Raw genomic sequence first — 26,589 nt, 5'->3', positions numbered from 1 at the left:
TCTTCAATCTCTCGAATCGTATCTGAGGCGAGATGAATTTTCGTTATCCAATCTTCCATAGTGTTCCGAATGCGCAATCGGGTCACTCGGTCTTTCATACTTAGAAATCCTTGTGCTTTTTCTTTTTGTGCCATCACATGTTTGAGTTGCTGAAGTTTTTTTGAGTTCCTCTTTGCCATGCTCAATCGTTCGCTTCGCTTCTTTTTCTTTGTTCAGTCGTTGTTCACTGACGCCGATGTACAATGCTGTTGGCGTGTTCAAGTGATTGCCAGCTTCTCGAACTCGGATGTTCTTCCCCGCTGAATTCTTGCCGCCGATAATGTTCCCTTTGCCCGTGTTGCAAATGAGGGATTGTCCAGCATCCACTCGACTATGTATAATGCTTTGGGAAACAATGATGTTATTTCCGGCTGTGACAATGCCTTGATTAATGTAGCCACATTCAATGTTGTAGCCCGCGACCACTCGTCCTTTACCTTGGGCAGCAATCCCTTGATGGATGTAGACCGACCCTTCAGCGTGGATATCCGCACTTTCAACAATACCTGTAATGCGAACGTCCCCTTTGGCCTCCACGCGATACCCTGACGGCACGGAACCACGTATGACAACGTTCCCATTAAAACGAATATTTCCTGTTTGCATGGAAATATCGCCGTTCACCTCATACACAGGGTACACGTGTATTCGTCTTCCTTCAATGCTCAGTTGACCGCTCACATTAGCAACAATTTCGCCGCGTTCTTGAACGACGGTCGTATTTTTCCCATTTCTTAACGTGAAATCATTCCCTAAAACACCTGGAATTCGGTCTCCAGATAGCGTGGAACCACTCTCTCCTTCAGTCGGCATCACTTTTCTAGCCACAACTTCGCCTTGTTCTGCCATTGGAATGGTAAGTACGTGCTTATAGTCTCGTGTCCGTTCGTGTGCATTTTCTTCTTGAGCTATTGTGTTATCTTCATCATGAACATAATGTAGCCATGCAGATTCGCCTTTTTTCGGCGCCGTTCCTTTTGCAACAACAACAGGGTATGAGAGCAGTTCAGGATGTTCGCACAACTTGGTAATTGCTTCTTCAAGGTGACCATGAGAGATGTTTTGGCTATGTAAAAATTCTTTCCATTCTTCCATTTGAAACTTCTGACCTTCTTTAATGATGCCTCGCTTATAACAAGAGGCTTTCATATTCTCATTTGTAACCTTGATTAAAAAGCAATCCTCAAGCTTCATAGGATCCCCCCGCCATCGTATTAACGAACCGCTATTTCTTTTCGCAATGCCTTCCTTAATTTAAACAATGCTTTTGAATGAATTTGTGAAATTCTTGATGTGGACAAGCGCAATGTTTGGCCGATTTCTGTTAGCGTAAGTTCTTCAAAGTAAAAGAGAGACACGACGAGCTTTTCTTTCTCACCAAGCATACCGATACTTTCTTCAATCTCTCGATAGACGAGTTGCCTTTCGAAACGTTCATGAGGGATGTCTTGTTGCTGATCTGCAATCATCGATTGATAGGCTTCCTCTTTATCTCCGTCTGCTTTTGTTTCTTGATCAATGGACAACCAGTTAGCAAAGTAGCTGTCTGCCGTTGTCTTTAACACATCATCCACACTCATGTTTAATGCTTTAGCAACGTCGTGTTCGGTCACGTGCCTTGCATACTTTTGTTCGAGTTGTTCTGTACACTCATCAATTCGCTTCATCTTCTCTCTCGCTGAACGAGGCAACCAATCTTGCTTTCGCAAACTATCAATAATCGCACCGCGAACGCGAAAAGATGCATACGTATCAAACTTCAGGTCACGATGAATGTCAAATTTATTGAGGGCATCGTACAATCCAATTAATCCTTGAGACCGAAGCTCTTCACGCTCCATATTCCTTGGCAATGAGGCACCGATTCGGTTCACATGATAGTCGACAAGCGGGAGGTACGCTCGATAATGTCGTTTGCAGATTGTGAGTCTTTATGTTCGTGCCATTTGAGCCACGCCTCTTCCAATGCCGTACTCGAAGTCACACGAATTCCCTCCTTTCTTAATCAATGTTAATAGTAGTTTGTTCCAAGCGTACTTGTTCGCACTGCCATTTGTTTCGTTTCTGGATTAAACATGACAGTTCGACCGTCATGACCACCTGTTTCACTCGCTATAATTGGGATGGAGAGTTTGTCCAACGCTTCAATAACTGCGATTTCATTTCTTTTTCCAATGTGCAAAATACGCGCGTCATTTCGTGACGCTGCAAACATTTGTGCACCTCCAGCAATCTTCACGCGAATCTTGTCGGCCTGCACGTGAAAATTCACAAGCATCATACGACGCATTTTTGGAATGGCAACATCGGCATATTTCGCCACTTTATAATCGGTTGTGATTGGTGCAGGCGCTTGAGGGAGCACAACGTGTGCAAGCATCGAACACGGCTTGTCATCGGCATACATAAAAACAGCTATACAAGAACCTAGACTAATGACTCGTAACGTTTGTGGTGCACAACCGACCACTAGTTCCCCCATACCCGCATGCACAGATGTTTGCGTGATCATCGGCATTCCTCAACTCTTTCAATTGTTGTAATTGACTAATTTTATAATGCTATTGTACCACGAAAATATTGCCGAAAATCAGATAAAAGTCCAAATAAGGAGCAAAGACCTATTCAGACTCCGTCATCTGTGCCAACTGCTCAATAATTTCTGCGAGCGACCACACTGCATCTGCGTAACCCGCTTCAATAATTGCACCTGGCATGCCGTTGACAACCGCACTCGTTTTCGATTCAGCAATCACGGTGCATTGCCATTTTCTTTTAATGATTTTGCCCCTTCCTTACCATCTGACCCCATACCTGTCAGCACAAAAGCCATCACTTGTACATTGGATATTTGTGAGAGTGACGTAAATAGTCGATTGACCGATGGCCGGTGGTATTCCCCTGGATCTGGGGGAGCATCGCAAAACATGTACAGCCCGCCTCCCTTTTCTTCAATTGTCAAATGTGCACCTGCCTTGGCAATGTATGCACGCCCTGATTCGAGTTTTTTATCGTGTACCGCTTCTTGTACACCGATAGAAGTGATCCCGTGAAGTCGATCTGCGAATGTTTTCGTAAAGGGTGCGGGCATATGCTGGACGATGACGATTGGAAAAGGAAACGTGTTCGGCAACCTCGTTAATATCGCTTGTAAAGCTCTTGGCCCTCCCGTCGATGTGCCGATGGCTATAATCGTCTTTTTAGGAGCATGCAATGGGAGCGGTGAAAGTTGCCCCGTCATTCGTTTACTAATCGCCCTCAGTTTTTTCACATCAACTTTTGATGCCTCTAGCAGCTTTGTGATCAACTGTTGCTCTAGTTCACCCTTTTGATAATCCTTTGGATGACTTGGTTTAAGCACCACATCAATTGCCCCATATTCCATCGCTTGTAACGTTTTCTTGGCGCCTTTATCTGTATGACTACTCACCATGATGACTGGCAAGGGGTGTGAGTGCATCACTTGGATGAGCGTTTCCAAGCCATCCATAACCGGCATTTCAATGTCTAGCGTCATTACATCGACATGAATACGATCGAGTAATTCTAATGCCACTTTTCCATTTCGGGCGACACCAACGACTTTGAGCCTTCTTGGTCTTCAACAAGCTCACGAAGCCATTTCCTCATGAATGCAGAATCATCAACGATGAGGACGTTCATCTCGATCCTCCTTATGTTGAATAAGAATAGTAATACATTGATTTAACACCGATTCTTTGTCTGACCAATGACCGATATAGGTGATGGGTAATTGTAGAAATGCCGCACTCGTGTTCACTAGATTTTGAATTGCTCTTTTTGACTTCGATTCGTCGCTCTCGCTATTCACGATGACAAAACATACGGCAGGCAATTCAGAACGATGTTTTTTTAACCATTCGTATAAAGTGGTAATCTCGGCTGGATCCGTTCCCGAGAATAAAAATAAAACAGATGCACGTTGAGGAAGTGCCTCATTAAAAGAGATTTGAACCGGCGGTCTGCGCCTCTCGATCTCCCCCTCAAGCAGTTGCTCGAATGCTCGTATGTCATTCTCACATGGACCGACCACCGCAACACGAACGCTTTGTTGTACCCCTTCATACATTTGCATTCGGTTTCGTAATTCGTACGCTTGGTCTTTCACCCATAGCAGCCTCCTTTACGAAGTAATTGGCAAACGAATAGCGATCCAACTGGAGTAAATCATCGGGAACGGCTTGGCCATTCGTTACAGCCAAAACAGGAAGCTGTGTTTTTACCATGAGGGTCAACATCTCTCCAATTGTCTTCGTTTCATCGAACTTCGTGAACAGAAGCTGATCAACGTGTAGCTTCTCAAACTGCTCACAGACGCGCAGAAGGTCTGACTCTTTCGCTGTTAGGCCTAATGTTAGCACGATTTCCGTTGTGTCATCCCGTTCACCCAACCATTCACAAAGTTCTTCAACACGATCAGCATCTTGATAGTTTCTTCCTGCAGTGTCAACGAATAGAATATCCACGTGTTTTAGTTTCTCTCTTGCGAGCCGATAGTCTTCTTTGGTATATGCCACTTCTATTGGAACATCTAAAATATTGCTGTATGTGATAAGTTGATCAACCGCAGCAATTCGATACGTATCACACGTAATGAATCCGACAGTCCGCTGCTTTTTTAATTTATACAACGCTGCAATTTTTGCTATGGTCGTCGTCTTCCCAACGCCTGTTTGTCCTACAAAAATGGCAACAGTTGTATCCTCTTTAAGAGCATTTCTAAAAGGCGGGTTCACAAGCAATGGCTCGAGCGCCTGTTCCAACAATTCCACATCTGTTCGTTCGTCTTCTCGTTTATAGTAGAGCGGATACATCTCATGTTGAATGTGCTTTAGCGTGTCACTCATTACCCCTTGGGCTTCTAGTTGTCGAACGATTCGTTCCAACTGCTCAGGTTGATACGCTTTTGCACCCGGGTTGGGTCGTTGGGCGATGGGCACTTGCGGAACGGGTTGCACAGACTTTTGGACGATCTCTCGTTTTTCTTCCTTTTCCTCTGTCGCTGCAATGACTTCGATGATTTTTTCTTTCTTCAAACCGAGGAAGCGCTTTTTAATCACTTGGCGATCTTGCAAAATCACGGCTTCATTCCCAAACGCTTGTTTCACCTGATTCATCGCATCGCTGACCGTTTTTCCGTAAAACCGCTTCACGTTCATGCTACATTCACCACCCCGACACTTTGGATCTCTAGATCGGATTCTAACTCGTTATATGAGAGAACGGGTACATTCGGCAAATACCGTGATAACAGTTGCTGCAAATGCATGCGTACCGCAGGCGAGCAAAGGATGACAGGAGATTGCCCCATTTGCGAAAGCTTCATTGACTCATTTTGCACAGCGTGTACGATCTGTTCTGCATCGTCGGGACCGAGCGACAAATACGTCCCGTGGTCGGTCTGTTGCAATGCATCAGCTAATTTCTTCTCAACGCCACCGCCAAGAGTTACCACATAGAGCGGTCCGCCTTGTGGTGGTTTTACAGCTTGTGTAATTTGTCTTGATAAGGATTGGCGAACGTATCTGCCATTAACTGTGGGTCTTTAAACATCGGTCCGTAATCTGCCAGTGTTTCAAAAATGACCGCCAGGTTGCGTATCGACACCCGCTCCTTCAGTAGACTCCGTAACACTTTTTGGATATCGCCGAGCGTCAATGGATTCGGTGTCACTTCTTCAACGAGTGCAGGGTGAGTCGTTTTCAAGTGTTCAACGAGCTGTTTTGTTTCCTCACGTGTGAGCAACTCATGTGCGTGCTTTTTCAACGTTTCTGTTAGGTGGGTGGATACGACCGACGGCGGATCAACAACAGTGTAGCCCGATAGTTCGGCACTATCTTTCACATCATCAGTAATCCAAAGTGCTGGCAACCCAAAAGCAGGCTCTGTCGTCTCAATGCCTGTGACTTGCTCGTCTTCGACCCCTGGCTCATCGCCATGTAATGATCTAGCAACAACTCACCACGTTCGACTTCACTTCCCCGCACTTTGATTACATATTCATTTGGCTGAAGTTGGATGTTGTCGCGAATCCGGATCACTGGCACGATCATCCCTAACTCCAACGCCAGTTGTCTTCGAATCATGACGACACGGTCAAGCAAATCTCCACCTTGTTGACTATCAGCAAGAGGGATTAATCCGTAACCAAACTCAAATTCTACCGGGTCAATGCTCAGAAGTTGCGTCACATTTTCCGGTGTTGTCGTTGGTGGCTCTTCCTCTTCTTCACGAACATCTTCAACGGGCTCATCTACAGATTTACGGTCAAGCATGTAACCGCCAATGCCTAAAAACAGTGCAATAGGCAACGTTAGCAAATTTGGAATAGGCGTGAAGATGCCAAGTAAAAGAATTGCACCGGCAGCCACATACAACAGTTTAGGATACGCAAGCATTTGCCTTGAAATATCTGCTCCTAGTGTGGCATCAGATGCAGCCCGTGTAACAACAATTCCTGTCGCGGTCGCAATCAAGAGAGCGGGGATTTGCGTTACGAGCCATCTCCGACCGTAAGCAGTGTATATGTACTCGCCGCTTCAGAGAAACTCATGCCCATCTGTACCATACCGATAATAAATCCGAAAATAATGTTGATGAGCACGATGACGATCCCGACGATCGCATCTCCTTTCACGAACTTACTCGCCCCGTCCATTGAACCGTAGAAATCCGCTTCTTTTTCAATTTTTTCGCGACGTTGTTTCGCTTCATGGTCGGTAATCATGCCTGCATTCAGATCAGCATCAATGCTCATCTGCTTACCCGGCATCGCATCTAAGGTGAAACGTGCGCCGACTTCTGATACACGCTCTGCCCCTTTTACGATCACGATAAATTGAATGACAACGAGAATTAAAAAGACGACGAAACCAACGAGGGGGTTCGACCCAACCACAAAGTTCCCAAACGTGTCAATTACCTCACCAGCCTCGGCACGGCCGAGAATGGCTCGGGTTGTTGACACACTGATTCCGACCCGAAAAAGTGTTGCTAATAATAGAACTGTAGGGAAGATCGAAAAGTCGAGAGGCTCTTTCATATTCATTGCGACGAGAATGATCATTAAAGATAATGAAATATTGACGATAATAAGAACATCGATCATTGGTGATGGCAAAGGAATGATGAGCATCGCCACAATTAAAATTACAAACACTAGAATAAACAGATCACGAAATCGCATGCGCCTTCACCTCACTCCTTTGATCATTGTACGGATTTGTTCAGTTTATAAACGTAAGCTAGCACCTCAGCGACTGCTTTAAATAAATCTTCAGGTACGTCTTCACCAAGGCTAGCTCCGTCATATAACGACCGAGCTAGCGGCCGATTTTCAACCATGGAAATGTCATGTTTTTTTGCGACTTGGCGGATGCGTAACGCATTGTAGTCAACCCCTTTTGCAATTACCTTGGGCGCTTGCATCGTTTCTCCATCATAACGAAGAGCGACCGCATAGTGGGTTGGATTCGTGATGACCACGTCCGCTTTTGGCACTTCTTGCATCATGCGGTTCATCGCCATCTCTTGTGCACGTTGTTTTCGTTTTGCTTTGATGAGCGGGTCGCCTTCCATTTTTTTGAACTCATCTTTCACGTCGTGTTTGCTCATACGAATTTGTTTTTCATGGTCAAATCGCTGATACACGAGGTCAGGGATGGAAAGGATAAGCAGCAAAAGTGCAGAAGCAATCCCGATCATTACCGTTAGCTGACTGACGACCAAAAAACCATCATTCACGTCATATAACGCTAAAAAAAAGTAAGTCATCTCGGTACAACCATAAAATACCGAAAGCAACCATTCCGACGAGAATGATTTTTAAAATCGCTTTCGTTAATTCAACGAGTGCACGGGCAGAGAAAATTCTCTTTAACCCTTTTAGAGGGTTGATCTTTGACAGCTTTGGTTTAATCGCTTCTGGTGCAAACAAGACGCCGACTTGCATCATACTAGCGACAACGCCTGCAAATGCAGCAACAAGCATAATCGGGGCAACGGCGATTACCATCCAACCGTCACATCGGTTAAGAAACCCATCGTATTCTCGACCGTAAACGTCATGCCAGACGTGTTAATATACGCCTCTGTAAACAAGTCGTACATGAATTGTCCAGGAATGGACAAAGGCCATTAATGATATAAAGACAACGAGCAAAATAATGGCTGTATTTACGTCATTACTTTTTGGAACTTGCCCTTTTTTTCGCGTATCTTGACGTTTTTTTCGGCGTTGCTTTTTCTGTTTTTTCACCTGTAAAATACTGCAAATCCATCCGCATCGACATGTTATGCACCTCCAAAAAGCTGCATTAACATGCGCATACTAATGACAATTTCTTCAACAAGTCGTTGAAGAAGCCAAAAGAATGCCGGCAGCATGAGCATCATAATCGGTAGACCTAAAATAATCTTCAGAGGAAGACCGACAACAAACACGTTCATTTGTGGTACCGCACGCGACATCATGCCTAGGGCGACATCCACGAGAAAAAGTGCACCAACGACTGGAAATGCCATTTGAAAAGCGATAATAAACATCGTAACAAACGCTTCAACTGCTGTTTGCATGACCGCTTCACTCGTCAAATTAATGTCTACTTCATCAATCGGAACATATGAAAAACTATAGAACATCCCGTCTAATAACAGGTGATGCCCCCCCGTCACAAACAAGAACAAAACCGCAAACGCATAAAGAAATCCTCCCGTTAACGGACTTTGCGCACCGGTTTGTGGGTCAATGACGTTAGCGACAAGAAAACCGATCTTCAGGTCAATAAATGCCCCTGCCGTTTGCACAGCGTAAAACAACGTTGATGCAATTAAACCGATTAACAAGCCGACGAGCACTTCTTTGACGACGAGCAAAATAAATTGTCCATCCAACGCAACGATCGGAGAATCAATCGTAAAGATTACGATAAAAGCAAAGTAAACCGCAAAGCCAATTTTGAAATACGCAGGTACATTTCGATAAGAAAATACCGGTAAAGTTGCTAAAAATGCGAGCAGACGGACAAATACGAGCAAATAGGCGGGTATTAGGTTTATCCATTCCATCGGATCATCCTATAAAGTTATGTAAGTTTGTATACAACTGTTCAGTAAAGAATATGAGCTCATTTAACATCCACGCCCCGAATACGACAATTCCGGCTAACACACCAAGAATTTTGGGTATGAATGCAAGAGTTTGCTCTTGTATTTGTGTCGTCGCCTGAAATACCGCTACCGCAAGCCCAATGACGAGCGCAAGGATGAGCAGCGGACCTGCAATGATTATAATGACCATCACACTGCGCTCGGCAAGGCTTAACACCGTTTCATGTGACATACGGATCGTTCCTTTCTACTAGAAGCTAATCAAGAGCGACTGCACGACCAAATACCAACCATCCACAAGCACGAACAACAACACTTTAAATGGCAAGGAAATCATGACCGGTGGAAGCATCATCATCCCCATGGACATGAGTACACTAGCGATAATCATGTCAATGACGAGAAATGGAATAAAGATGAGAAAACCGATTTGAAATGCGGTCTGCAGTTCACTAATGGCAAAGGCCGGAACGAGTGCCGTTAACGGAATATCATCAAGCGTTTCCGGGGCTTCCATTTCGGCATAGCCTATAAATAAAGCTAAATCCTTCTCCCGCGTATGTTCAGCCATGAACGATTTTATCGGTGCGGCCGCAAGCTCAAACGCTTCTTCTTGATCAATTTCACCTTCTAGAAATGGTGTGACGGCCTCTTCGTTAATCTCTAAAAGCACAGGACCCATAATGAAAAACGTCAAAAATAGTGCCAACCCGATTAACACTTGGGTCGGTGGCATCTGTTGCGTAGCAAGTCCCATCCGGACGAAACCTAAGACAACAATGATTCGTGTAAAACACGTCATTAGAATAAGGAATGCAGGTGCAAGCGTGAGCACCGTGAGCAACAATACGAGCCGGACCGTCATCGCGACATCTTGAGGATCGTCACTGAGCAAATTGCCTACATCAACACCTGGAATTGCCGTAATGACAATGCTCATTTGCCGATCCCCAACGAATCAACCGAAGATCTTTTGGCGCTCTTTGTTTGACCGAGCTTTCGCTCAAGCGATTGCACCGTTTCATCCCTTTTCGCTTGTTTTTGCAGAAACGATTTCGCATGCGTCATGAAGTCAGGAGCGCTATGGGTTTGACCTGCTTTTTCTACGAGCTGTTGGATTTCGGCTTCGTCACGAATCTCATCGAGAAGTTGAATGGAATCCCCAACACCAACAATAAAGAAACGATCACCGACTCGTATCACTTGAACAGACTTTTGTTGCCCGAGTTGAATGCCCCCTAGGTTTTGTAACATGCCACTGGATTGCACATGGTGGCTTTTACGCCCGAGCATTTTAAGCAATACGTACATAATGAGAAGTACGGCAGTGAGTGCGAGCCCGAGTTTAAACAACACGCTCCACATACTTTCCTCAGCAGCTGCGCTCCCACCGACTTGAATTTGTTCTTCTTCAGGAACAACGGGGGTACTTTCGACTTCCCCCACCCCTTCATTGTTCTGAAGTGTATCTGCTACTGATTGATCCGCAAACGCATGAGGTGCAGGGAATAACAAAAGACTACACATGGCAAAAACGATTGCGTCCATGGTTTGATCATCCTCATCCCCATGTCCCCTTACTGACCGAGTGTTTTATTTACTGCATCAATGACGCGGTCCGCTTGAAATGGTTTGACGACAAAATCTTTTGCCCCAGCTTTGATGGCATCCAAAACCATCGCTTGTTGTCCCATCGCCGAACACATAATCACTTTCGCCTCAGGGTCAAACGCACGGATTTCTTTTAATGCTTCGATGCCGTCCATTTCTGGCATCGTAATGTCCATTGTCACAAACGTCGGTTCTGTCTCTTTATACTTTTCGATGGCATCTTTTCCGTTTTCTGCTTCCCCTGCAACGACAAAGTTGTGCTTTTCCAAAATATCCCGAATCATCATTCTCATAAATGAAGCATCATCAACAATTAATACACGGCTTGTCATGAACTCCGCCTCTTCTCTGTTTATTTTAGGTTTTCTAAACGCTCGGCTTGGCTGACGATATCGGTCACACGCACACCGAAATTCTCGTCAATGACGACGACTTCGCCTTTAGCGACAAGACGGTGATTCACCATAATGTCAACCGGCTCACCTGCCAGCTTATCCAGCTCAATAATTGATCCTTGAGTAAAGCTTAAAATATCCTTGATCGACCGTCTCGTGCGGCCGAGCTCGACCGTGACATCAAGGGGAATATCCATTAGCATGTTCAAGTTGCGGGACTGACTTCTCGTGAGCGGCTCTTCTTCAAAGCTCGCAAATTGAGCAGGTTGTACTTCTCTGTCATCCATCGCGAACTCTTCATGCAAACGTGCTTTATGCTCGTTAGCTGATGGAATTGAGGGCGGGACTGCTGTTTTCTGAGCGGGTCGGGTGGGCTCCGGCTGAGGGGGATGCTCAACCGTTTTCTCTTCTACCGGCATCGCTGGCGCTTCCATTGCCCCTGCGTTATCGCCAGTTCATGAGTAGCTCGACCATTTCTTTTGCAAACTCTACCGTCACCAGTTGCATGATGATGGAGTCGATCAACTCACCAATCTTTAAACGAAAAGAAATCTTAATGAGCGTCGCTTCATTCGGAAGCTGTTCGATGCCGTCTCCCGCCTCAACATCCAACATCGTAATGCCAGGAGGAGAAATGTCCACTCTCGTATTAAAAATCGTAGACAATGACGTTGACGAACTACCCATCATCTGATTCATCGCTTCTTGCACGGCACTAATGTGCATTTCCCCGAGCTCGTTTGACGGTTCAGTACCGTCGCCACCAAGCATGAGGTCCGCGATGATTTGTGCATCTTTCTCTTTAATGACGAGCACGTTCGTCCCTTCAAACCCTTCTTTATATTGGACGTGTACCGATACGTGGGGAGCAGGGAACTCCTCTTGCAATAAATCTGATTTGACCGCTTGCACAACTGGCGTTGTAATCGACACTTTTTGGTTCAGCAGCTGAGAAAGCGTTGTTGCCGCCGTTCCAAAAGAAATATTGCCAATTTCACCAATCGCATCTTTTTCAATTTCCGTTAGAAATTGTTGGATATCGGTCGTCGCTCGTGTTGGTGCAGGCGGATAGCCGTCGTCTGTCTTTTCAGTTCGTTCGGCTTCTGCTTCATCTTCGAGACCTTGCAACAGCTGGTTAATCTCCTCTTGAGAGAGCGGCTCATCATTCATCGTCGACATCCTCCTTTATCTCTTCTCTCACTTGTACAGCTATTCTTTGTTTTTTTCGTCCAGGCTGTACATAATATTTAGGTTTTTCTCCGACATTTGTCACAAGTGGGTCATGAACACTTTGGCCTAGTTCCAAAACATCTCCAGCTTTTAAGTACATAAGCTCTTCTACCGTTAATGTTGACGTTCCAAGGATCGTTTGGATTAACAGGTCAGCTTTATGTACCGAGCGCTTCAAATTCCCCTCTTCTCGTTCATTGCGTTCTTTGTTCGGCGATTGCATCCAATAGTGCGCAGACAACTTCGGCAATAGCTCCTCAAGCACGACATACGGGAGGCAGACGTTAATCATCCTGATGTCTCATTGATCGTCGTTGATAAACTAATGACGACTACCGTTTCATTCGGACTGAGCAATTGCACAAATTGCGGGTTCACTTCTAAATCATCCATGACCGGATCCAAATCAATGACCGATTGCCATGCTTGCTGGAAACTATCTAACATATAATGAAACGTTTGCGATAGCATCTTTTTTCAATTTCAGTCAGGTTTTCAATTTTATTCATTCCAGCACCCGACCCGCCTAGAATACGGTCCACCATCGCATAAGCAATGTTTGGGTTTACCTCGATGAGAAACCGACCGTCAAGTGGCGAAACGTCAAAGATGTTCAATAACGTTACTGACGGAATGGAGCGAATAAACTCCTCATACGGAAGTTGGTCGACAGACGTCACATTAATTTGCACATAGGTTCGAAGCTGCGCAGAAAACGCAGTCGTTAATAACCGGGCAAAGTTTTCGTGAATGCGCGTTAACGAACGCACTTGATCTTTTGAAAATCGGACCGCCCGTTTGAAATCGTATGTATAAATGCGCTTTGCCGCATCTTCTCTTAACAGTTCTTCTGCATCCATCTCTCCGGTCGAGAGTGCGGACAAAAGCGCATCAATCTCCCCTTGTGACAATACATCTGCCATGACACTCACCTCTTTTACTGAATCACTCGTTCCGTCGTGTACACTTCGACTACCGTACCACTCTCAAGCAGTTCGTTAATGTCGGTTCGAAGCGTTTTCTTCTAGCTCTCTTAGCCCTTCTGAACTGCGAAGCTCATCTGCACTTTGTTCCGCGAGCCGATGAATAATCAAGTTTTTAATCTGAAAATCACGCATCTCTACGTTCATTCGTGTGTCTGGATCGTCGGTCTCAATTCGAAATGACGCACGGATTATATGGTCACTGCCAAGGTTCGTTGTCAGCTGGTCGGTGTCCCAAGAACGATGAATCACTTCGTCAATGCTCGGTTGTTCCGAACCTTCGGCTTGTTCTTCACCCGTGATGCCTAAAAACCATATTGAAGCCGTCACGAGGCAACGCTAAGTGTAATACCAGACATTATAAGCACAAACTTCTTCATTCGGCTTCCTCCTTCGGCCTACTTTTCACGACAATACCGAACGTCTCATACTTGGTCTCAATCTGTTCAATTACATCGTCCAATGTATTTCTTACAACAAGCTTACGATTGTTCGTCAGTGTGAGCGTCGTGTCAGGTAAACTTTCCACCGTTTCAATTTGCATGAAGCTCAAGTAAAATACCGTTTCATCTAACCGGAGTAATCGAATCATATGTACGTATGCGAGCCAGGTCCACCCCGGCCCGCGCCTCCCTAATCAATTATTTCAAGTTCAAGAGCTCTTGTAACACTTCATCGGACGTCGTAATGATTCTCGAGTTCGCTTGCAACCCACGCTGAGCGGTAATCATCTCCACAAATTCTTCAGATAGGTCAACATTTGACATTTCCAGTGCGCCAGCAACGAGAGTGCCGGAGCCTCCCTCACCAGGGGTAACTGGATCACCAGGCTCTCCTGAGTTTGGTGATTGACGATATAAATTGCCGCCGACTTTTTCAAGTCCTTCAGGGTTCGGGAAGGTGGCGAGTTGGATCGTACCAGCAAGACCATCTTCTCCAATACCAGTACCACCTACAACATACACACCACCATCAGAACCAATGCTAAAACTTTCTGCGTCGGTTGGAATACTTATACCGTTACCGTCTTCCCCTAATAAATAATGTCCATTTGAATTTACAATGTACCCTTCTTCATCAAGGTAAAAATTACCCGCTCTCGTATATAACGTATTTGCATCAGTAGCATCTGTTTGAGGACCTACCCGAAAATACCCATCCCCTGCAATGCCTAAATCCAACTCACGCCCCGTCGGTTGCAACGCTCCTTGGGTATGAATCGTATCGATGGAGCCAGTCTGTACACCGAGGCCAATTTGTCTCGGGTTTGTCCCACCTAAATCTCCTGCAGAACCACTCGCTCCTTGCACGGTTTGGCTGAGCATATCTTGGAATGTGTAACGCCCTTTTTTAAATCCGAATGTGTTGACGTTGGCGATGTTGTTGCCGATTACGTCGAGTTTTTGTTGGTGGTTTTGCAATCCGGTTACGCCTGAATACATACTTCTAATCATCTGTATTCCTCCTTATAGTGGGTCGTTCGCGTCAGTCAGTCGGCGAACGGACAGCTTCCTTATCGGTCCAGCTGTTATGGCTTGAGTACAATCGTACCGTCAATGTTCGTGAAGATCTTGTCGGTTGCTTCTCGTTCTGAGAGCACGGTTACGACCGTTTCATTTTGGGCACTTACGACGAGGGCAGCATCGTTTGTGAGCACGAGAGGCTGTGAAATACCTTTCGCTTTCGCTTCTTGCACTTTTTCTGTTACCCGTATCCATTGTTCTTCGGACATATGAATTTGTCGTTCTTTCATGCGCATTTCAGCATGTTTACTAAGTTTTAGAGGTTCTTTCGTTGTGGCCGCCTGTAATGCTTCTTGAAATGATCCGGTATTCGATTGAGCGGTTTTTACACTGTTTTTCGTAGGTGGATGGGCCGTTTGCACGGCAGCTAAAGGTTGATAAGGAATGTGCATTTATTCGTCATCACCTTCTGATGGTTCGCTTTTCAAAGCTACTTCGGTTAATTGTCGGCTGTCCACCCAGCGACCGGTATCGAGCTGAACTTGCAGTTCCCCTGATTCATTTCTTCGTACTGCAGTGACTTCATTTTCACTATAGTGACGTTCTTCAAAGCCGTTATCATCTTCGATAATTCGGTACCAGTTCACTTGTTTTCCGATAAGCCCACTTAGCTGTACGAGTGAAGTATGTTCTTGTTGCTGAGTAAACTGTTGAATGTTGGCGTTCATGTTCGTCAACTGTTCAAGGGAAGAAAACTGAGCCATTTGTGCGATGAATTCCCGATCGTCCATCGGGTCTAGTGGATCTTGGTTTTGCAGTTGATGAATTAAAAGTTTCAAGAAGTCATCTTTTCCAAGAATCGTATCTTCGGGTTTTGCAACCGGTACCCCGTTCACTTGATTACGCTCGCCTGCCGCGGCGGTTTGAAAGTTCACGTTCATAGCGTTTTGCTCTCCTCCTCTTCTTTTTCAATGGTTTGTGCTAGCCACTCTTGGAACGAAGGGAAGTCCGTTTGTTCATCAGACACTGGTTCTTCATATTGTGCCGTTTCATCGTCTTCTCGGTCCCGCTCCGCTTGCTCGCCATCAAGTTTTTGCTCAATGTCATCCACGGTTACTCGTTCGACTTGTATATGTTGTTGGTGGAAAGCGTTTCTGAGCTGAGGCAGCTGTGTTTCAATGAGTTCTCGAGCGGTTGCCGAAGCGGTTAGTAAACGCGCTTCCATAACACCATTCGTTCGGACAAGCTCAATATGAAGCTTCCCTAAATGTTCTGGATGAAGGCGAATGGTGAGTGTCTCTTTTCCGCCAACATGTTGAAACTGTGCTCGATTGAGAACAAAATGGAGTTGCCGTTGGAACTGTACCTCTTGTCGGTGCTTTGTATCTTCTGTTCCGATATGAATTTGAAGCTGCTCCCCTGCGCCTAACGCTCTCATCGCGTAATACGGCGTAAATTCAACCCGTGACGCACTGTTCATAAAACGGTCGTCCAACAAAACGGGTGCCGGTCGTTCGATCGGTTGGCTGCGTTTTTGATCCGTTTCCAGTCGCTCTACACGTTCAATAACGGCTTCAATCTTCTTCACGGTCGGTTCTTTGAAAACGGGTGAAGATGTTGTTTGTTGATCAATGATACGCTGAACGAGCGTTTGCAAACGACCGAGTTGCTCGGTTGACGATATGTCTTGCCTTCGTAATGTGTCGATCGCAACCTGAACTTTTTGCAAAGAAGAGGCGATTTCCCTCAAACTCGGTTCATGGACTAGATCTTGGATTAGCGATTCAATATGAGCTAACCGGAGGTCGGTTTCTTCATGCACTCGCTCCGTTTCTAGCTCGTTACGCGCTTCAACAACCTCAACTTGTACTTGCTGTGATCGTTCTCCTGGCTCGTCTTCGCGTGAGGTCAACCATTCGGCAATTCGTAATAACAATGTATCGAGTACGGTTTCTTCTTGGGTGTCAGTGTCGGATATTTCTTCTTCTCGTGTCCTGTTCAGCGTTTCTAACAGCTGTGCGAATGCAGGTGCTGATGAATTGTCTTTTGTTCCTTGAGCGAAAACCGGTTTTAGCGAATCCTTTTCCGGGAATAGCTTATCTGTAAACAAACTTGAAAATCCTGTCGTAATCAGTCGGTTCACCTCCTTTCAATCGTCTTGGTCGCTTAGCATCGTCATCACTTCTGCTGCAAGCTCAGCTTCCATGTTTTGCAAGATGCCTGAGCGGGATTGATCGTTCATTTCTGTCATGTGGGTGACGATTTCCTCACCACTCAGCTCACTCATAATATCTGCCGCTCTTCGAGGATTCATGTTTTCATAGATTCTTGCAATACGCGCGAGTTCTTCGTCAACAGCATCTTCTTCTGGTGGCTGTCCTCCCTCAAACGCAGCATCAATTTCATATTGTTCAAGTTCTTCTTCAAGGGCCTCGATCGTTTGCTCAGCAGCGAGCAGTTGCTGTTCTAGCACATCTACATCTGCAGAACTTGATGACTCTTCTTCACGAATGAGCAATTCTTCCTCAGAATCAGCCGTGAACGTATCCAATGGATTGAAATCCAATACATAAAATACAACAGCCAAGATCGTTGCGAGCACAATACCAGGGATAAGTATGACAAACAGCAGAAACTGTTTGCCGCTCCACGAGGAGTGCTTGTCTTTTGATTTTTTCTTCATAGCCTCCCCCTACTCTGCTCGAATGAATTGCAAGACCGCCGTTTCATCCAATTGCATTTGCTCAAGACGGTTTTGTTCTTCTCGCTCACGTTCCTTGTTTTTTCCTTTCATTTTTTCAAGCTTTTTCAGTTCGGTGTTTGCTGCTTGCCACGCTTGTTTCATTTTGACCATATGTTGCCGGGATACATCGGCTTCATGTTGCCAAATGAGAATTTGTTTCTCCAACCGTTTGGACATTAGCTCTGCTTCTTGTAGCGCGGCAATGGTCGTTCCCGCCACCACATTTTGATCGACTTTTTGTTTGGTTGTCTCTTTTTGTTTGAGCCAGTGGTACAGTTCATAACCGACCGTTTCGAATTTTTTGACCGCTTCGTTATATTTCACCTGGCAATCGTTCGCTTCATTCTCTTTTACTTGCAACAACTTCTCTAACCTAAACCGAAAGGTCACGACCCGGTCACTCCTTTATGGCAATGTCATTCATCCATGCACGCGTTTGCTCTAAAGAAACATGCTCTCCTGTTGACTGTTTCAAAAAACGTTGTATTTCTGGTTGAAGCTCTACCGCCAAGTCAATCGATCTGGCGTGTCCTTTTTTGTACGCCCCTACACTAATTAAGTCTTCCGTATCACGATAGGCACTCATTCGTTCACGAATGGTTTGCGCTGCCTGTTGGTGGTCTTTTTCTGTAATATCATTCATTAATCGACTCACGCTTTTTAATACATCAATGGCTGGGTAGTGGCCTCGGTTTGCGATACTTCTATCCAAGATGAAATGACCATCTAAAATCCCACGAACGGCATCTGTGATCGGTTCATTCAGGTCATCCCCATCAACAAGAACTGTATAAAAAGCAGTGATTGCACCGTTTACACTCGTGCCTGATCGCTCCAACAGCTGAGGCAGCATCGCGAATACTGAAGGTGTGTATCCTTTTGTTGTCGGAGGTTCCCTGCTGCAAGTCCAACTTCTCGCTGTGCCATCGCAAAGCGTGTGACCGAATCCATCATTAAGTTCACGTGTTTCCCTTGGTCTCTGAAATATTCAGCGATAGCCGTCGCCGTCTGCGCGCCTTTAATTCTGACGAGCGCTGGCTGGTCCGAAGTTGCCGCGACGACGATCGAGCGCTTCATCCCCTCTTCGCCCAATTCTTTCTCAATAAAATCTCGAACTTCTCTTCCTCGTTCACCAATTAAAGCAATCACATTCACATCGGCTGCTGAAGACTTCGTAATCATTGAAAGAAGTGTACTCTTTCCGACTCCACTGCCGGCAAAGATGCCGACTCGTTGACCCACCCCAACAGTAAGCAAGCCATCAATCACTTTAATGCCTAACGGCATCGTTTCTGTAATTCTTGGACGAGTTAGTGGGTTGGGTGACGGTTGTTCTACTGCAACCTTTTTCAAGCCTCGAGGCAACCGTTCACCGTTCAGTGGGTGACCAAGACCGTCAACGACTTTGCCAATCAGGTCATTTCCAACAGCAACTTCAAGTGGTGTTCTCCGATTTTTCACAAGACTACCCGTTTGAATACGGTTCGTTTTGGAAAGAGGCATGAGCAAAAGATTCGTTTCTTTAAACCCAACGACTTCTGCTAATACAACCGAGCCGTCATTTTGATTAATTTCACAAATCTCTCCAACTGCAGCTCGAGGACCTCTAGCTTCAATCGTTAAACCGACAACTCGGGTTACGTTGCCATACCATTGGTATTGGTCGACAGTGGCGAGTTCTTCTATGAGATTAATAGCTTTCATGGTGCTCACGCTCACGAACGAGTCGTTGTTCTAATTCTGTGTGCAAACCATCCAATTGTGTGTGAACGCTCGCATCCAAATGGCCGTAAGACGTTTTGATTAAGCAACCATCTTCTTCTAGACTAGGGTCTGCAAAAAAACGAACACGTTCCGCCATCGTAAGCAAAGCTTCATACTCACCGCGACGTTGCACGGTGTCGGCAAAATGATTTGGATGAATGTAAATGAGCACTTCTTCTTCGTCTTTCACTTGCTCGATCGCTTGTTTCAAAAACTGGTCATAACCTTCTGGCACGCTCACTTCTTGACCAACAATCTGTTTGGCAAACGCCATCGCTAGTTGTAAGATTGATTCTTCCGCTTGTTCTACGTACCGGTCATAATCTTCCTTCGCCGCTTGTACGACGTGCTCAGCCCGGTCAATTTCCTGCAAATACGTATCATGTCCTTCTTGCTGACCTTTTTCATATCCCTTTTGCCAACCCGCTTCTCGTTGTTCCTCGAACAGACGTTTCGCCTCAGCTTCATGAAGCTTTTTCTCTTCAACGAGTGACGCTTCTAAACGGGCCGCTTCTTGCTTGGCAGATTCAATAATCGTGGCCGCTTTTTCTTGAGCGGCTCGAACGATGTTTACGCCAGTGTCTTGCATAGCTTCGACTTGCTCATTTGACGATTCTTTACTCGAAGGTTCAGTCTCTCTTTCAATCGGTTGCAAGACGAGAGAAAACGGGCGCTCGTTCGTTGAGCTTTTGTTTTGTCGATTCCGTTTTATGAGGTTAGACAATCACATCATCTCCCCACCTCTAGCAATCACAATTTCTCCAGCTTCTTCGAGACGGCGCACAGCGTTGACAATTCTCGTTTGCGCGTCTTCTACTTCTTTCAAACGGACCGGCCCCATATACTCCATCTCTTCTTTGAACGTTTCCGCCATCCGCGTACTCATGTTGCTAAATAGAATGTTTCTAACTTCCTCACTTGCAATTTTCAGTGACAATTGCAAGTCTTCATTGTCTACATCGCGAATGATGCGTTGAATCGATCTAGCGTCAAGCGTGACAATGTCTTCAAACACAAACATCCGCTTTTTAATCTCTTCTGCCAGATCAGGATCTTGAATCTCTAATGAATCAAGAATCGTTCGCTCGGTGCTTCGATCGACGCTGTTAAGCACGTCAACAACCGCTTCTATTCCTCCAGCTTCCGTATAATCATGAGTGAACGTCGATGACAATTTCTGTTCGAGAACCGCCTCCACCTCACTAATAATTTCCGGAGACGTCCGGTCCATCGTTGCAATTCTTTTTGCAACATCCGACTGCATTTCAGAAGAGAGCTCCGAAAGTATTTGACCACTTTGGTGGGGGTCTAAGTAAGAAAGGACGAGTGCGATCGTTTGTGGATGCTCATTTTGAATAAAATTAAGAATTTGAACCGGCTCTGATTTGCGCGCAAAATCAAACGGGCGCACTTGCAACGTCGATGTGAGCTTCGTAATGATGGCCATCGCCTCGTCGGTTCCTAGCGCCTTCTCTAGCACATCTTTGGCATAACCAATGCCGCCTTGCGTCATGTATTCTTGAGCAACCGCGAGTTGATGAAATTCGTGAATCAACTGATCTCGGTCTTCATTGTCTACTTTTCGAACGTTCGCAATCTCTAGTGTGAGCTGTTCGATTTCTTCTTGCTGTAAATGTTTATATACATTTGCAGATACGTCGGGTCCAAGAGAAATTAATAGCGCTGCTGCTTTTTGTTTGCCAGAGTACTTCTGTCGCGTTCGATTCATCTGTGAACCCCCTTAGTCATCAGATAGCCAAGTGCGCAGTAGTTTTGAAAATTCTTCTGGACGCTCTCTTGCCAGCTGTTCCAATCTCCTCCGACGCTCAGCACCTGGTGTAATGTCTTCAGTCGGGATTTCTTCGACTGTTTCCGTAAACGCCTCTTCTTCAAACTCTTCGAATTCGTCGTTGTTTCTTCTTAACAACAGCCAGCCTGCTACAATGAGGACGAGTAGCCCTAAGCCCCCTGCTACGTAAACCCATGCCGGAATTGCAAATTGAGCCGTTTCCTCAACATCTGCTTTTCCAAATAAAGGTTGTGCGGTCACGACAATTCGGTCACCAACATCCCCTTCCATGTCTTCGAGCGATGGAGAAGCGATGCTTGTAGAAACAACGGTCTCGAGCATGTCCTCAATTTCACCAATTACTGTTGGTGGTAGGGATGTTAAATCGGTTGGGTCCGGCGGTTCCACAACGACTTGGACACCTAAATCTCTAACCGTGTATGGACTTTCTTGGATTTGTCGATGAATCCGGTTCACATCATTGTTAATTCGTTCTTCAATGCGCTCGTAATCGCCATCGCCTGTAGCCCCTACAGCTGGGTAGTTGGCAATGTCATCATCGCCTGTTCCGACAACACCTTCCTCAGGAACTCCGCCGCCTTCATAGTATTCAGACACACGCTCTACACTGATTGCAATTCCTTCCGTCGTATCTTCATCCACAGGTTCGACGAGCTCTTCCTCACGGTACTCTTGTGTGAAATCAACATCAGCGGTTACAGAAACGACGACCTTATCTTGCCCCATCATCATCCCTAACATCTGTTGGAGTCGTTGTTGTATGTCTTGTTCTATGTTTCGTCGGATTTCTCGCTGCTGGTCGTACACGTGAAGGGTACTGTCGCTCATCTCACTTTGGTCATATGTATAATTGTTAAAGAGTTGGTCAGTAATGACGATATTATCGGTAGGCAAATTCGGTATGCTTTTGGCTACGAGATTAAAAAGTGCTGATACGTTATGTGGATCGAGTGAATAACCACCTGCAAGCGTAAGTACGATGGACGCTTGTGCCTCACCAGGGTCATCACTAAGCCAAATCGTCTCTTCTGGAAGCTGTATCATGACCGTCGCGGACTGAACCCCGTCGATCGTCTGAATCAACCCCTCCAATTCCGTTTGCATTGCCGCTTTTTCCATGACCGAAAATTCGTTATCTGTCATGCCAAACCCAAGAGAATCGCGAAAATCTTCGTAGTTGATAGCACCTGTGCTCGGAATTCCCTCAGCAGCTAGCTCAACTTTCACATCATCAACGACGTCTCTTGGTACATAAATCGCTGTTCCATTTTCATTAATCGTATTGGCAATCCCACGGCTATCAAGCGTCTCTTTAATTTGTCCTGTTTCCTCAACGGACAAATTGCTGTAGAGCGGTGCATAGTTTGTGCGCAATGTGAAAAATAGCAACATTACGATTAGTAATAGAACGACAATGACCGAACCGATAAAGAAGCCTTTTTGCTTCTTTGTTTTGGACGTCCAAAACGTAATGGTCTGCGCCTTCATTTGTTCAATCTTCTCATTCATGGTTCGTCCCGCCTACTTCCGCTTAGAGATGCTACACTTGCATTCTCATGATCGTTTCATAAGCCTCGATGGCTTTGTTACGCACTTCAATCGTAGTTTGCATCGCAATACCGGCTTTCTCTGAAGCGATGATTACATCATGAAGATTATCTACTTCACCTGAAACGAGTTTTTCGGTCATTTGTCGTGATTCGATCTGTTGGTCGTTCACGTTCTCAATTGCACCTTTTAGCAACTCATGAAACGCGCCATGCGCATCAGCAGGTGTGTGCGTCCGTGTACTAGAAGCAACGTTTCCGCTGAAACCTACAGGCATAAACGGTTGAATTGTGTTGCCACCCTCCATTACTTAACCCCCTCTAGTTATGTACGTCCAATTTCCAACGCTTTCATCATCATGCCTTTGTGAGCATCAAATACGGTAACATTCGCTTCATATGAACGCGTTGCCCCCATAATATCGACCATCTCTTTTAATGGGTCCACATTCGGAAGAAAAAGCATACCTTCTTCATTCGCATCAGGATGGCCAGGTGCATACATTTGTCGAAGCGGGGTTTCATCTTCTACAATTCCCGTAACCTGAACCCCATTTGCACCATTCTCTGCTGCTCGTAAATGTGACGCAAACGACGACTGCTCGCCGCTGCCCATCGTGACCATCTTACGACGATAAGGCTGCCATTCCCCGTCTACCATTTGCCCACGCGTCGTTTCCGCATTGGCCATATTGCCAGCAGCCACATCCATACGAAGCCGTTGAGCGGTTAGTGCGGAAGCGGTATGATTCATACCTGCAAACATACTCATCTAATTCCCTCCCCGAATCGCGGTTTTTAAGGAGCTGAATTGTCCATTTAATCGCTCGGCAACGGCATTGTAATAAATTTGATTATTTGCCATCATCGCCATCTCATGATCCAGATCAACATTATTGCCGTTATGGTTAAATGCTGTATTGGCATCTCTTTTCATCATGGGTTCCCTTCCTCCACTTGAAAAAGGCACATGACGCTCATCTGTTCGGTGCGCATCCAATTTCGCTTGTGCGTCGGTGAGGGCAGACTGAAAGTCAACACGCCTTGCCTTATAATTCGGTGTATCGATGTTGGCTATGTTGTTTGATATCGCTTGTTGTTGCATTGATGATGCATTCAAACCTCTTTCCAAAGAAAGCATTGTATTGGATATTAAGCTCATTCGCTAACCCTCCCTGTATGATTCATCCGAATCATTACACGATTCAACGCACTCGGTTCGGTACTTATGTATTGTGAACTTCGTCTCTTTAAATTGTAGTCAACGTCGACAATTTTTCTATTATAATCTAAAATTTTCATGAAAACACGAGTTACGGACTATTAAATGTTCGATTATATTGATACTTTTTAACTAAATCTAATTCACTACCTCAAAAACAATAGTCCTTAAAGACCAGTAATATGTTTTTGTTTCGACACGAGCAATGCAAAATAGACAGGAGAAAATTCCGCATCAGTTTCCTAATATTGGTATTTCTTACCGATTTCCATTTTAAACGTTCGTTCACCATCTATAGACATATACCTTCTTTACTAAGCACATACTAAATGGAATGGTTATTCCGTCACAAAAACCACGAAAAAAGCCCTACTCCTTCTATCAGGAGCGGGGCTTTTGCTTCGCTTATTTACTCGTCTCTTAGTCTTTCAAGTTCTGTAAGAAACTTTCCATTTAACACTTTAATATACGTACCTTTCATTCCTAGGGAACGAGATTCAATGACACCGGCACTTTCTAACTTACGAAGTGCATTCACGATGACAGAGCGTGTAATGCCTACACGGTCAGCGATTTTACTAGCGACAAGTAAGCCTTCTTTGCCATCAAGCTCTTCAAAGATATGCTCAACCGCTTCTAACTCACTGTAAGATAACGAGCTAATTGCCATTTGAACAACCGCTTTACTTCTCGCTTCTTCTTCAATTTCTTGAGCTTTCTCATGGAGGATCTCCATGCCGACAACCGTAGCTCCATACTCAGCTAGAATGAGATCATCATCATTGAAAGAATCATTCAAGCGGGCAAGAATGAGCGTACCAATACGTTGTCCTCCACCGATGATTGGAACAATAGTTGTAAGTCCTGTTTTAAATAGTTCACGATTTTCAACAGGGAATGCTGTGTACTTGCTGTCAATATCAAGGTTTGGAGATGTTTCAGCAACCCCAAATAATCCTTCTGTATACTCTTCAGGGAATTGACGCTCCTCTAAAATACGGTCAATCTTATCATGCTCAATCTCTTGTTGAATGGAATAACCGAGCAACTTCCCTCTTCTACTGACAACGAATACGTTCGCTGTGATGACATCGCGCAATGTTTCTGCCATGTCTTTAAAATCCACATGTTGCCCCGCTGATTTTTGTAGCATCTCATTGATCTTTCTCGACTTCGTTAATAGTTCCATCTGTTAATAGATCCTCCTATTCATATATTACAAAATAAAGTGGCTGGTATCTTGATTTCCTGCAACGTCTTTGAGCTTATCGTCTACATAAGACGGTGTAATCGTAATCTTTTCTAACGTCACATCTGTCGCTTCAAAAGATAGGTCCTCAAGTAAACGTTCCAATAGTGTGTGCAAGCGTCTTGCGCCAATGTTCTCCGTCGTTCGATTTACATGCTCTGCAAGTTCAGCCAATCTAACTACAGCTTCGTCAGAAAATTCAACGATTATACCTTCAGTCTCCAAAAGTGCTGCATATTGTTTGAGCAGCGCATTGTCAGGCTCTTTTAATATCCCCACAAAGTCATCTTTCGTGAGATTATCAAGCTCCACACGAATTGGAAAACGCCCTTGCAGTTCAGGGATGAGATCTGACGGTCTTGAAATGTGGAATGCACCCGCAGCAACAAACAATATATGGTCGGTTTGCACAGGGCCATATTTCGTCGTTACCGTTGCTCCTTCTACAATTGGAAGGATGTCTCTTTGTACACCTTCTCGGGATACGTCAACACTGTTGTTCTGCTGCTTACCTGCAACTTTATCAATCTCATCGATAAAGATCATGCCAAGCTGCTCTGTCTTCTCAACAGCTTTTTGGCTAATCTCTTCCATATCAACAAGCTTTTGTGCTTCATCGTCAGCCAGAACTTTGCGCGCTTCTTTTACAGTTAGTCTTCGCTTCTTCTTCCGCTTTGGCATCATGTTGCCAAGCATGTCTTGCATGTTCATGCCCATCTGCTCCATACCAGACCCTTGAAACATATCCATCAGTCCAGCATTTTGCTCATCTACTTCAACCGTTACCGTCGTATCTTCTAGCTCACCGGTTTCAAGCTGAGATGCGATTCGTTTTCTCTGTTCCTTTAACGATTGCTGATCCGCATCTTCAAGGTCATCCACATCTTGTTGAGCAGCTCCGCCTTGGTTAAAAAACATCTCCAACGGGTTTTTGTACGATTGATTCTTCTTTTTTGATGGGGCTAACAACTCGACGAGCCGTTCATTAGCAAGCGAGTCTGCTTGCGGTTTTACAGCCTTTGTCGCTTCGTCTTTTACGAGACGTACCGCGACTTCCACCAAGTCACGCACCATCGATTCAACGTCGCGACCAATGTAACCGACTTCGGTGAATTTCGTCGCTTCAACTTTTACAAACGGCGCACCGACAAGCTTTGATAATCGTCTGGCAATCTCGGTTTTTCCGACACCGGTAGGACCAATCATCAAAATGTTCTTCGGTGTAATTTCATCTCGCATACTTTCTGCAACTTTACTTCTTCGATACCGATTTCGAAGCGCAACGGCTACCGCTCGTTTCGCCCCAGATTGGCCAACAATATATTGATCCAATTTGTTTACAATTTGCTTTGGTGTTTGATTGGCATGTTCCAAAAGCCATCACCTATCCTTTATCATCTCACA

The 26,589-nt window shown here is 45.2% G+C and carries 28 protein-coding genes and 6 pseudogenes; all 34 read right to left on the bottom strand.

Annotated features, from left to right (window positions below; genetic code table 11):
* Positions 1–3: 3 nt before the first annotated feature.
* The 34 genes and pseudogenes from JCM19039_RS02695 to hslU all read right to left on the bottom strand — a co-directional run bounded on the left by JCM19039_RS02695 (position 4) and on the right by hslU (position 26,559).
* Entirely contained in the window at positions 4–1,233 is a 1,230-nt protein-coding gene (locus JCM19039_RS02695; protein ID WP_042423666.1) for a DUF342 domain-containing protein, read from the bottom strand.
* Between the two features lie 20 nt (positions 1,234–1,253).
* Positions 1,254–1,913: a FliA/WhiG family RNA polymerase sigma factor gene (locus tag JCM19039_RS02690; protein ID WP_304413202.1), complete on the bottom strand. Its 660-nt coding sequence runs from the start codon at positions 1,911–1,913 to the stop codon at positions 1,254–1,256.
* Positions 1,914–2,050: 137 nt separating this feature from the next.
* Positions 2,051–2,551, bottom strand: coding sequence for a chemotaxis protein CheD (locus tag JCM19039_RS02685; protein ID WP_042424111.1), 501 nt, complete (start codon positions 2,549–2,551; stop codon positions 2,051–2,053).
* Between the two features lie 109 nt (positions 2,552–2,660).
* Positions 2,661–2,795: a chemotaxis protein CheB gene (locus JCM19039_RS26240; RefSeq protein ID WP_193744126.1), complete on the bottom strand. Its 135-nt coding sequence runs from the start codon at positions 2,793–2,795 to the stop codon at positions 2,661–2,663.
* Complete coding sequence (locus JCM19039_RS02680; protein ID WP_052398453.1) at positions 2,792–3,595, bottom strand: chemotaxis protein CheB; 804 nt, start codon at positions 3,593–3,595, stop codon at positions 2,792–2,794. The genes JCM19039_RS26240 and JCM19039_RS02680 overlap by 4 nt, the downstream gene beginning before the upstream one ends.
* 87 nt (positions 3,596–3,682) lie before the next feature.
* A complete protein-coding gene (locus JCM19039_RS02675; RefSeq protein ID WP_042423664.1) occupies positions 3,683–4,168 on the bottom strand; it encodes a hypothetical protein in 486 nt (161 codons plus the stop codon).
* Complete coding sequence (locus tag JCM19039_RS21435) at positions 4,122–5,219, bottom strand: hypothetical protein (protein WP_052398452.1); 1,098 nt, start codon at positions 5,217–5,219, stop codon at positions 4,122–4,124. Before JCM19039_RS21435 ends, JCM19039_RS02675 begins: the two co-directional genes overlap by 47 nt.
* A pseudogene (gene flhA / locus JCM19039_RS02665) lies at positions 5,216–7,246 on the bottom strand (flagellar biosynthesis protein FlhA). The gene JCM19039_RS21435 and the pseudogene flhA overlap by 4 nt, the downstream one beginning before the upstream one ends.
* Positions 7,247–7,269: 23 nt before the next feature.
* The gene (locus JCM19039_RS27695) at positions 7,270–7,833 is read right to left on the bottom strand and encodes a flagellar biosynthesis protein FlhB (RefSeq protein ID WP_373974849.1); all 564 of its coding nucleotides are present in this window, start codon (positions 7,831–7,833) and stop codon (positions 7,270–7,272) included.
* A pseudogene (locus tag JCM19039_RS27690) lies at positions 7,805–8,317 on the bottom strand (EscU/YscU/HrcU family type III secretion system export apparatus switch protein). Before JCM19039_RS27690 ends, JCM19039_RS27695 begins: the two are co-directional and overlap by 29 nt.
* 35 nt (positions 8,318–8,352) lie before the next feature.
* Positions 8,353–9,126, bottom strand: coding sequence for a flagellar biosynthetic protein FliR (gene fliR, locus JCM19039_RS02655; RefSeq protein ID WP_042423662.1), 774 nt, complete (start codon positions 9,124–9,126; stop codon positions 8,353–8,355).
* A gap of 4 nt (positions 9,127–9,130) precedes the next feature.
* Positions 9,131–9,400 carry a flagellar biosynthesis protein FliQ gene (fliQ, locus tag JCM19039_RS02650; protein WP_042423660.1) on the bottom strand — a complete coding sequence of 90 codons (270 nt, stop codon included), beginning with the start codon at positions 9,398–9,400 and terminating at the stop codon, positions 9,131–9,133.
* 18 nt (positions 9,401–9,418) lie between these two features.
* Positions 9,419–10,108: a flagellar type III secretion system pore protein FliP gene (gene fliP / locus JCM19039_RS02645; protein WP_042423658.1), complete on the bottom strand. Its 690-nt coding sequence runs from the start codon at positions 10,106–10,108 to the stop codon at positions 9,419–9,421.
* Positions 10,105–10,716, bottom strand: coding sequence for a flagellar biosynthetic protein FliO (locus JCM19039_RS02640; protein WP_052398451.1), 612 nt, complete (start codon positions 10,714–10,716; stop codon positions 10,105–10,107). The genes fliP and JCM19039_RS02640 overlap by 4 nt, the downstream gene beginning before the upstream one ends.
* 29 nt (positions 10,717–10,745) lie before the next feature.
* Complete coding sequence (locus JCM19039_RS02635; RefSeq protein ID WP_042423656.1) at positions 10,746–11,111, bottom strand: response regulator; 366 nt, start codon at positions 11,109–11,111, stop codon at positions 10,746–10,748.
* 20 nt (positions 11,112–11,131) lie between these two features.
* Positions 11,132–12,344, bottom strand: a pseudogene (gene fliY / locus JCM19039_RS02630) (flagellar motor switch phosphatase FliY).
* Positions 12,337–13,327: pseudogene (fliM, locus tag JCM19039_RS02625) on the bottom strand (flagellar motor switch protein FliM). The pseudogenes fliY and fliM overlap by 8 nt, the downstream one beginning before the upstream one ends.
* A 75-nt stretch (positions 13,328–13,402) precedes the next feature.
* Positions 13,403–13,717 (bottom strand): flagellar basal body-associated FliL family protein, encoded by a 315-nt coding sequence (locus JCM19039_RS02620; protein WP_052398450.1) that lies wholly within the window; start codon positions 13,715–13,717, stop codon positions 13,403–13,405.
* A 46-nt stretch (positions 13,718–13,763) separates the two neighbouring features.
* On the bottom strand, positions 13,764–13,979 hold the full coding sequence (locus JCM19039_RS02615) for a flagellar FlbD family protein (protein WP_042423654.1): 216 nt from the start codon (positions 13,977–13,979) through the stop codon (positions 13,764–13,766).
* 49 nt (positions 13,980–14,028) lie between these two features.
* Complete coding sequence (gene flgG / locus JCM19039_RS02610; RefSeq protein ID WP_042423652.1) at positions 14,029–14,841, bottom strand: flagellar basal body rod protein FlgG; 813 nt, start codon at positions 14,839–14,841, stop codon at positions 14,029–14,031.
* 74 nt (positions 14,842–14,915) lie between these two features.
* Positions 14,916–15,302 (bottom strand): TIGR02530 family flagellar biosynthesis protein, encoded by a 387-nt coding sequence (locus tag JCM19039_RS02605; RefSeq protein WP_042423650.1) that lies wholly within the window; start codon positions 15,300–15,302, stop codon positions 14,916–14,918.
* Complete coding sequence (gene flgD / locus JCM19039_RS02600; protein WP_052398449.1) at positions 15,303–15,791, bottom strand: flagellar hook assembly protein FlgD; 489 nt, start codon at positions 15,789–15,791, stop codon at positions 15,303–15,305.
* Entirely contained in the window at positions 15,788–16,993 is a 1,206-nt protein-coding gene (locus tag JCM19039_RS02595; protein ID WP_152550055.1) for a flagellar hook-length control protein FliK, read from the bottom strand. The genes flgD and JCM19039_RS02595 overlap by 4 nt, the downstream gene beginning before the upstream one ends.
* Before the next feature lie 6 nt (positions 16,994–16,999).
* Positions 17,000–17,533, bottom strand: a complete 534-nt coding sequence (locus JCM19039_RS02590) for a magnesium transporter MgtE N-terminal domain-containing protein (RefSeq protein WP_042423645.1) — start codon at positions 17,531–17,533, stop codon at positions 17,000–17,002.
* 9 nt (positions 17,534–17,542) lie between these two features.
* Positions 17,543–17,983 (bottom strand): flagellar export protein FliJ, encoded by a 441-nt coding sequence (gene fliJ, locus JCM19039_RS02585; protein ID WP_042423642.1) that lies wholly within the window; start codon positions 17,981–17,983, stop codon positions 17,543–17,545.
* Positions 17,984–17,990: 7 nt separating this feature from the next.
* A pseudogene (gene fliI, locus JCM19039_RS02580) lies at positions 17,991–19,297 on the bottom strand (flagellar protein export ATPase FliI).
* Positions 19,284–20,081, bottom strand: a complete 798-nt coding sequence (gene fliH / locus JCM19039_RS02575; protein ID WP_042423640.1) for a flagellar assembly protein FliH — start codon at positions 20,079–20,081, stop codon at positions 19,284–19,286. The pseudogene fliI and the gene fliH overlap by 14 nt, the downstream one beginning before the upstream one ends.
* A pseudogene (fliG, locus tag JCM19039_RS02570) lies at positions 20,074–21,086 on the bottom strand (flagellar motor switch protein FliG). Before fliG ends, fliH begins: the two are co-directional and overlap by 8 nt.
* A gap of 12 nt (positions 21,087–21,098) precedes the next feature.
* Positions 21,099–22,676, bottom strand: a complete 1,578-nt coding sequence (gene fliF / locus JCM19039_RS02565) for a flagellar basal-body MS-ring/collar protein FliF (protein ID WP_042423637.1) — start codon at positions 22,674–22,676, stop codon at positions 21,099–21,101.
* A 31-nt stretch (positions 22,677–22,707) separates the two neighbouring features.
* Entirely contained in the window at positions 22,708–22,992 is a 285-nt protein-coding gene (gene fliE / locus JCM19039_RS02560; RefSeq protein WP_042424099.1) for a flagellar hook-basal body complex protein FliE, read from the bottom strand.
* A gap of 47 nt (positions 22,993–23,039) precedes the next feature.
* Positions 23,040–23,486 (bottom strand): flagellar basal body rod protein FlgC, encoded by a 447-nt coding sequence (gene flgC, locus JCM19039_RS02555; protein ID WP_042423635.1) that lies wholly within the window; start codon positions 23,484–23,486, stop codon positions 23,040–23,042.
* Positions 23,487–23,876 (bottom strand): flagellar basal body rod protein FlgB, encoded by a 390-nt coding sequence (gene flgB / locus JCM19039_RS02550; RefSeq protein ID WP_042423633.1) that lies wholly within the window; start codon positions 23,874–23,876, stop codon positions 23,487–23,489.
* Positions 23,877–24,345: 469 nt separating this feature from the next.
* Positions 24,346–25,125 (bottom strand): GTP-sensing pleiotropic transcriptional regulator CodY, encoded by a 780-nt coding sequence (gene codY, locus JCM19039_RS02545; protein ID WP_042423630.1) that lies wholly within the window; start codon positions 25,123–25,125, stop codon positions 24,346–24,348.
* Positions 25,126–25,152: 27 nt separating this feature from the next.
* Positions 25,153–26,559 (bottom strand): ATP-dependent protease ATPase subunit HslU, encoded by a 1,407-nt coding sequence (gene hslU / locus JCM19039_RS02540; protein WP_042423628.1) that lies wholly within the window; start codon positions 26,557–26,559, stop codon positions 25,153–25,155.
* Between the last annotated feature and the right edge of the window lie 30 nt (positions 26,560–26,589).

The organism is Geomicrobium sp. JCM 19039 (genome assembly GCF_000698145.1).
Lineage (GTDB): Bacteria > Bacillota > Bacilli > Bacillales > Marinococcaceae > Geomicrobium_A.
This window is presented reverse-complemented; position numbering and strand designations above follow the sequence as displayed.

Bases quoted from the DNA above. Each gene is read 5' to 3' on its own strand.
- JCM19039_RS02695 (WP_042423666.1), bottom strand. From the start codon at position 1,233: ATGAAGCTTGAGGATTGCTTTTTAATCAAGGTTACAAATGAGAATATG.
- JCM19039_RS02685 (WP_042424111.1), bottom strand. From the start codon at position 2,551: ATGATCACGCAAACATCTGTGCATGCGGGTATGGGGGAACTAGTGGTC.
- JCM19039_RS21435 (WP_052398452.1), bottom strand. From the start codon at position 5,219: ATGAACGTGAAGCGGTTTTACGGAAAAACGGTCAGCGATGCGATGAAT.
- JCM19039_RS27695 (WP_373974849.1), bottom strand. From the start codon at position 7,833: ATGACTTACTTTTTTTTAGCGTTATATGACGTGAATGATGGTTTTTTG.
- fliR (WP_042423662.1), bottom strand. From the start codon at position 9,126: ATGGAATGGATAAACCTAATACCCGCCTATTTGCTCGTATTTGTCCGT.
- fliQ (WP_042423660.1), bottom strand. From the start codon at position 9,400: ATGTCACATGAAACGGTGTTAAGCCTTGCCGAGCGCAGTGTGATGGTC.
- fliP (WP_042423658.1), bottom strand. From the start codon at position 10,108: ATGAGCATTGTCATTACGGCAATTCCAGGTGTTGATGTAGGCAATTTG.
- JCM19039_RS02640 (WP_052398451.1), bottom strand. From the start codon at position 10,716: ATGGACGCAATCGTTTTTGCCATGTGTAGTCTTTTGTTATTCCCTGCA.
- JCM19039_RS02635 (WP_042423656.1), bottom strand. From the start codon at position 11,111: ATGACAAGCCGTGTATTAATTGTTGATGATGCTTCATTTATGAGAATG.
- JCM19039_RS02615 (WP_042423654.1), bottom strand. From the start codon at position 13,979: ATGATTCGATTACTCCGGTTAGATGAAACGGTATTTTACTTGAGCTTC.
- flgG (WP_042423652.1), bottom strand. From the start codon at position 14,841: ATGATTAGAAGTATGTATTCAGGCGTAACCGGATTGCAAAACCACCAA.
- JCM19039_RS02605 (WP_042423650.1), bottom strand. From the start codon at position 15,302: ATGCACATTCCTTATCAACCTTTAGCTGCCGTGCAAACGGCCCATCCA.
- flgD (WP_052398449.1), bottom strand. From the start codon at position 15,791: ATGAACGTGAACTTTCAAACCGCCGCGGCAGGCGAGCGTAATCAAGTG.
- JCM19039_RS02590 (WP_042423645.1), bottom strand. From the start codon at position 17,533: ATGAAGAAAAAATCAAAAGACAAGCACTCCTCGTGGAGCGGCAAACAG.
- fliF (WP_042423637.1), bottom strand. From the start codon at position 22,676: ATGAATGAGAAGATTGAACAAATGAAGGCGCAGACCATTACGTTTTGG.
- fliE (WP_042424099.1), bottom strand. From the start codon at position 22,992: ATGCCTGTAGGTTTCAGCGGAAACGTTGCTTCTAGTACACGGACGCAC.
- flgC (WP_042423635.1), bottom strand. From the start codon at position 23,486: ATGAGTATGTTTGCAGGTATGAATCATACCGCTTCCGCACTAACCGCT.
- flgB (WP_042423633.1), bottom strand. From the start codon at position 23,876: ATGAGCTTAATATCCAATACAATGCTTTCTTTGGAAAGAGGTTTGAAT.
- codY (WP_042423630.1), bottom strand. From the start codon at position 25,125: ATGGAACTATTAACGAAGTCGAGAAAGATCAATGAGATGCTACAAAAA.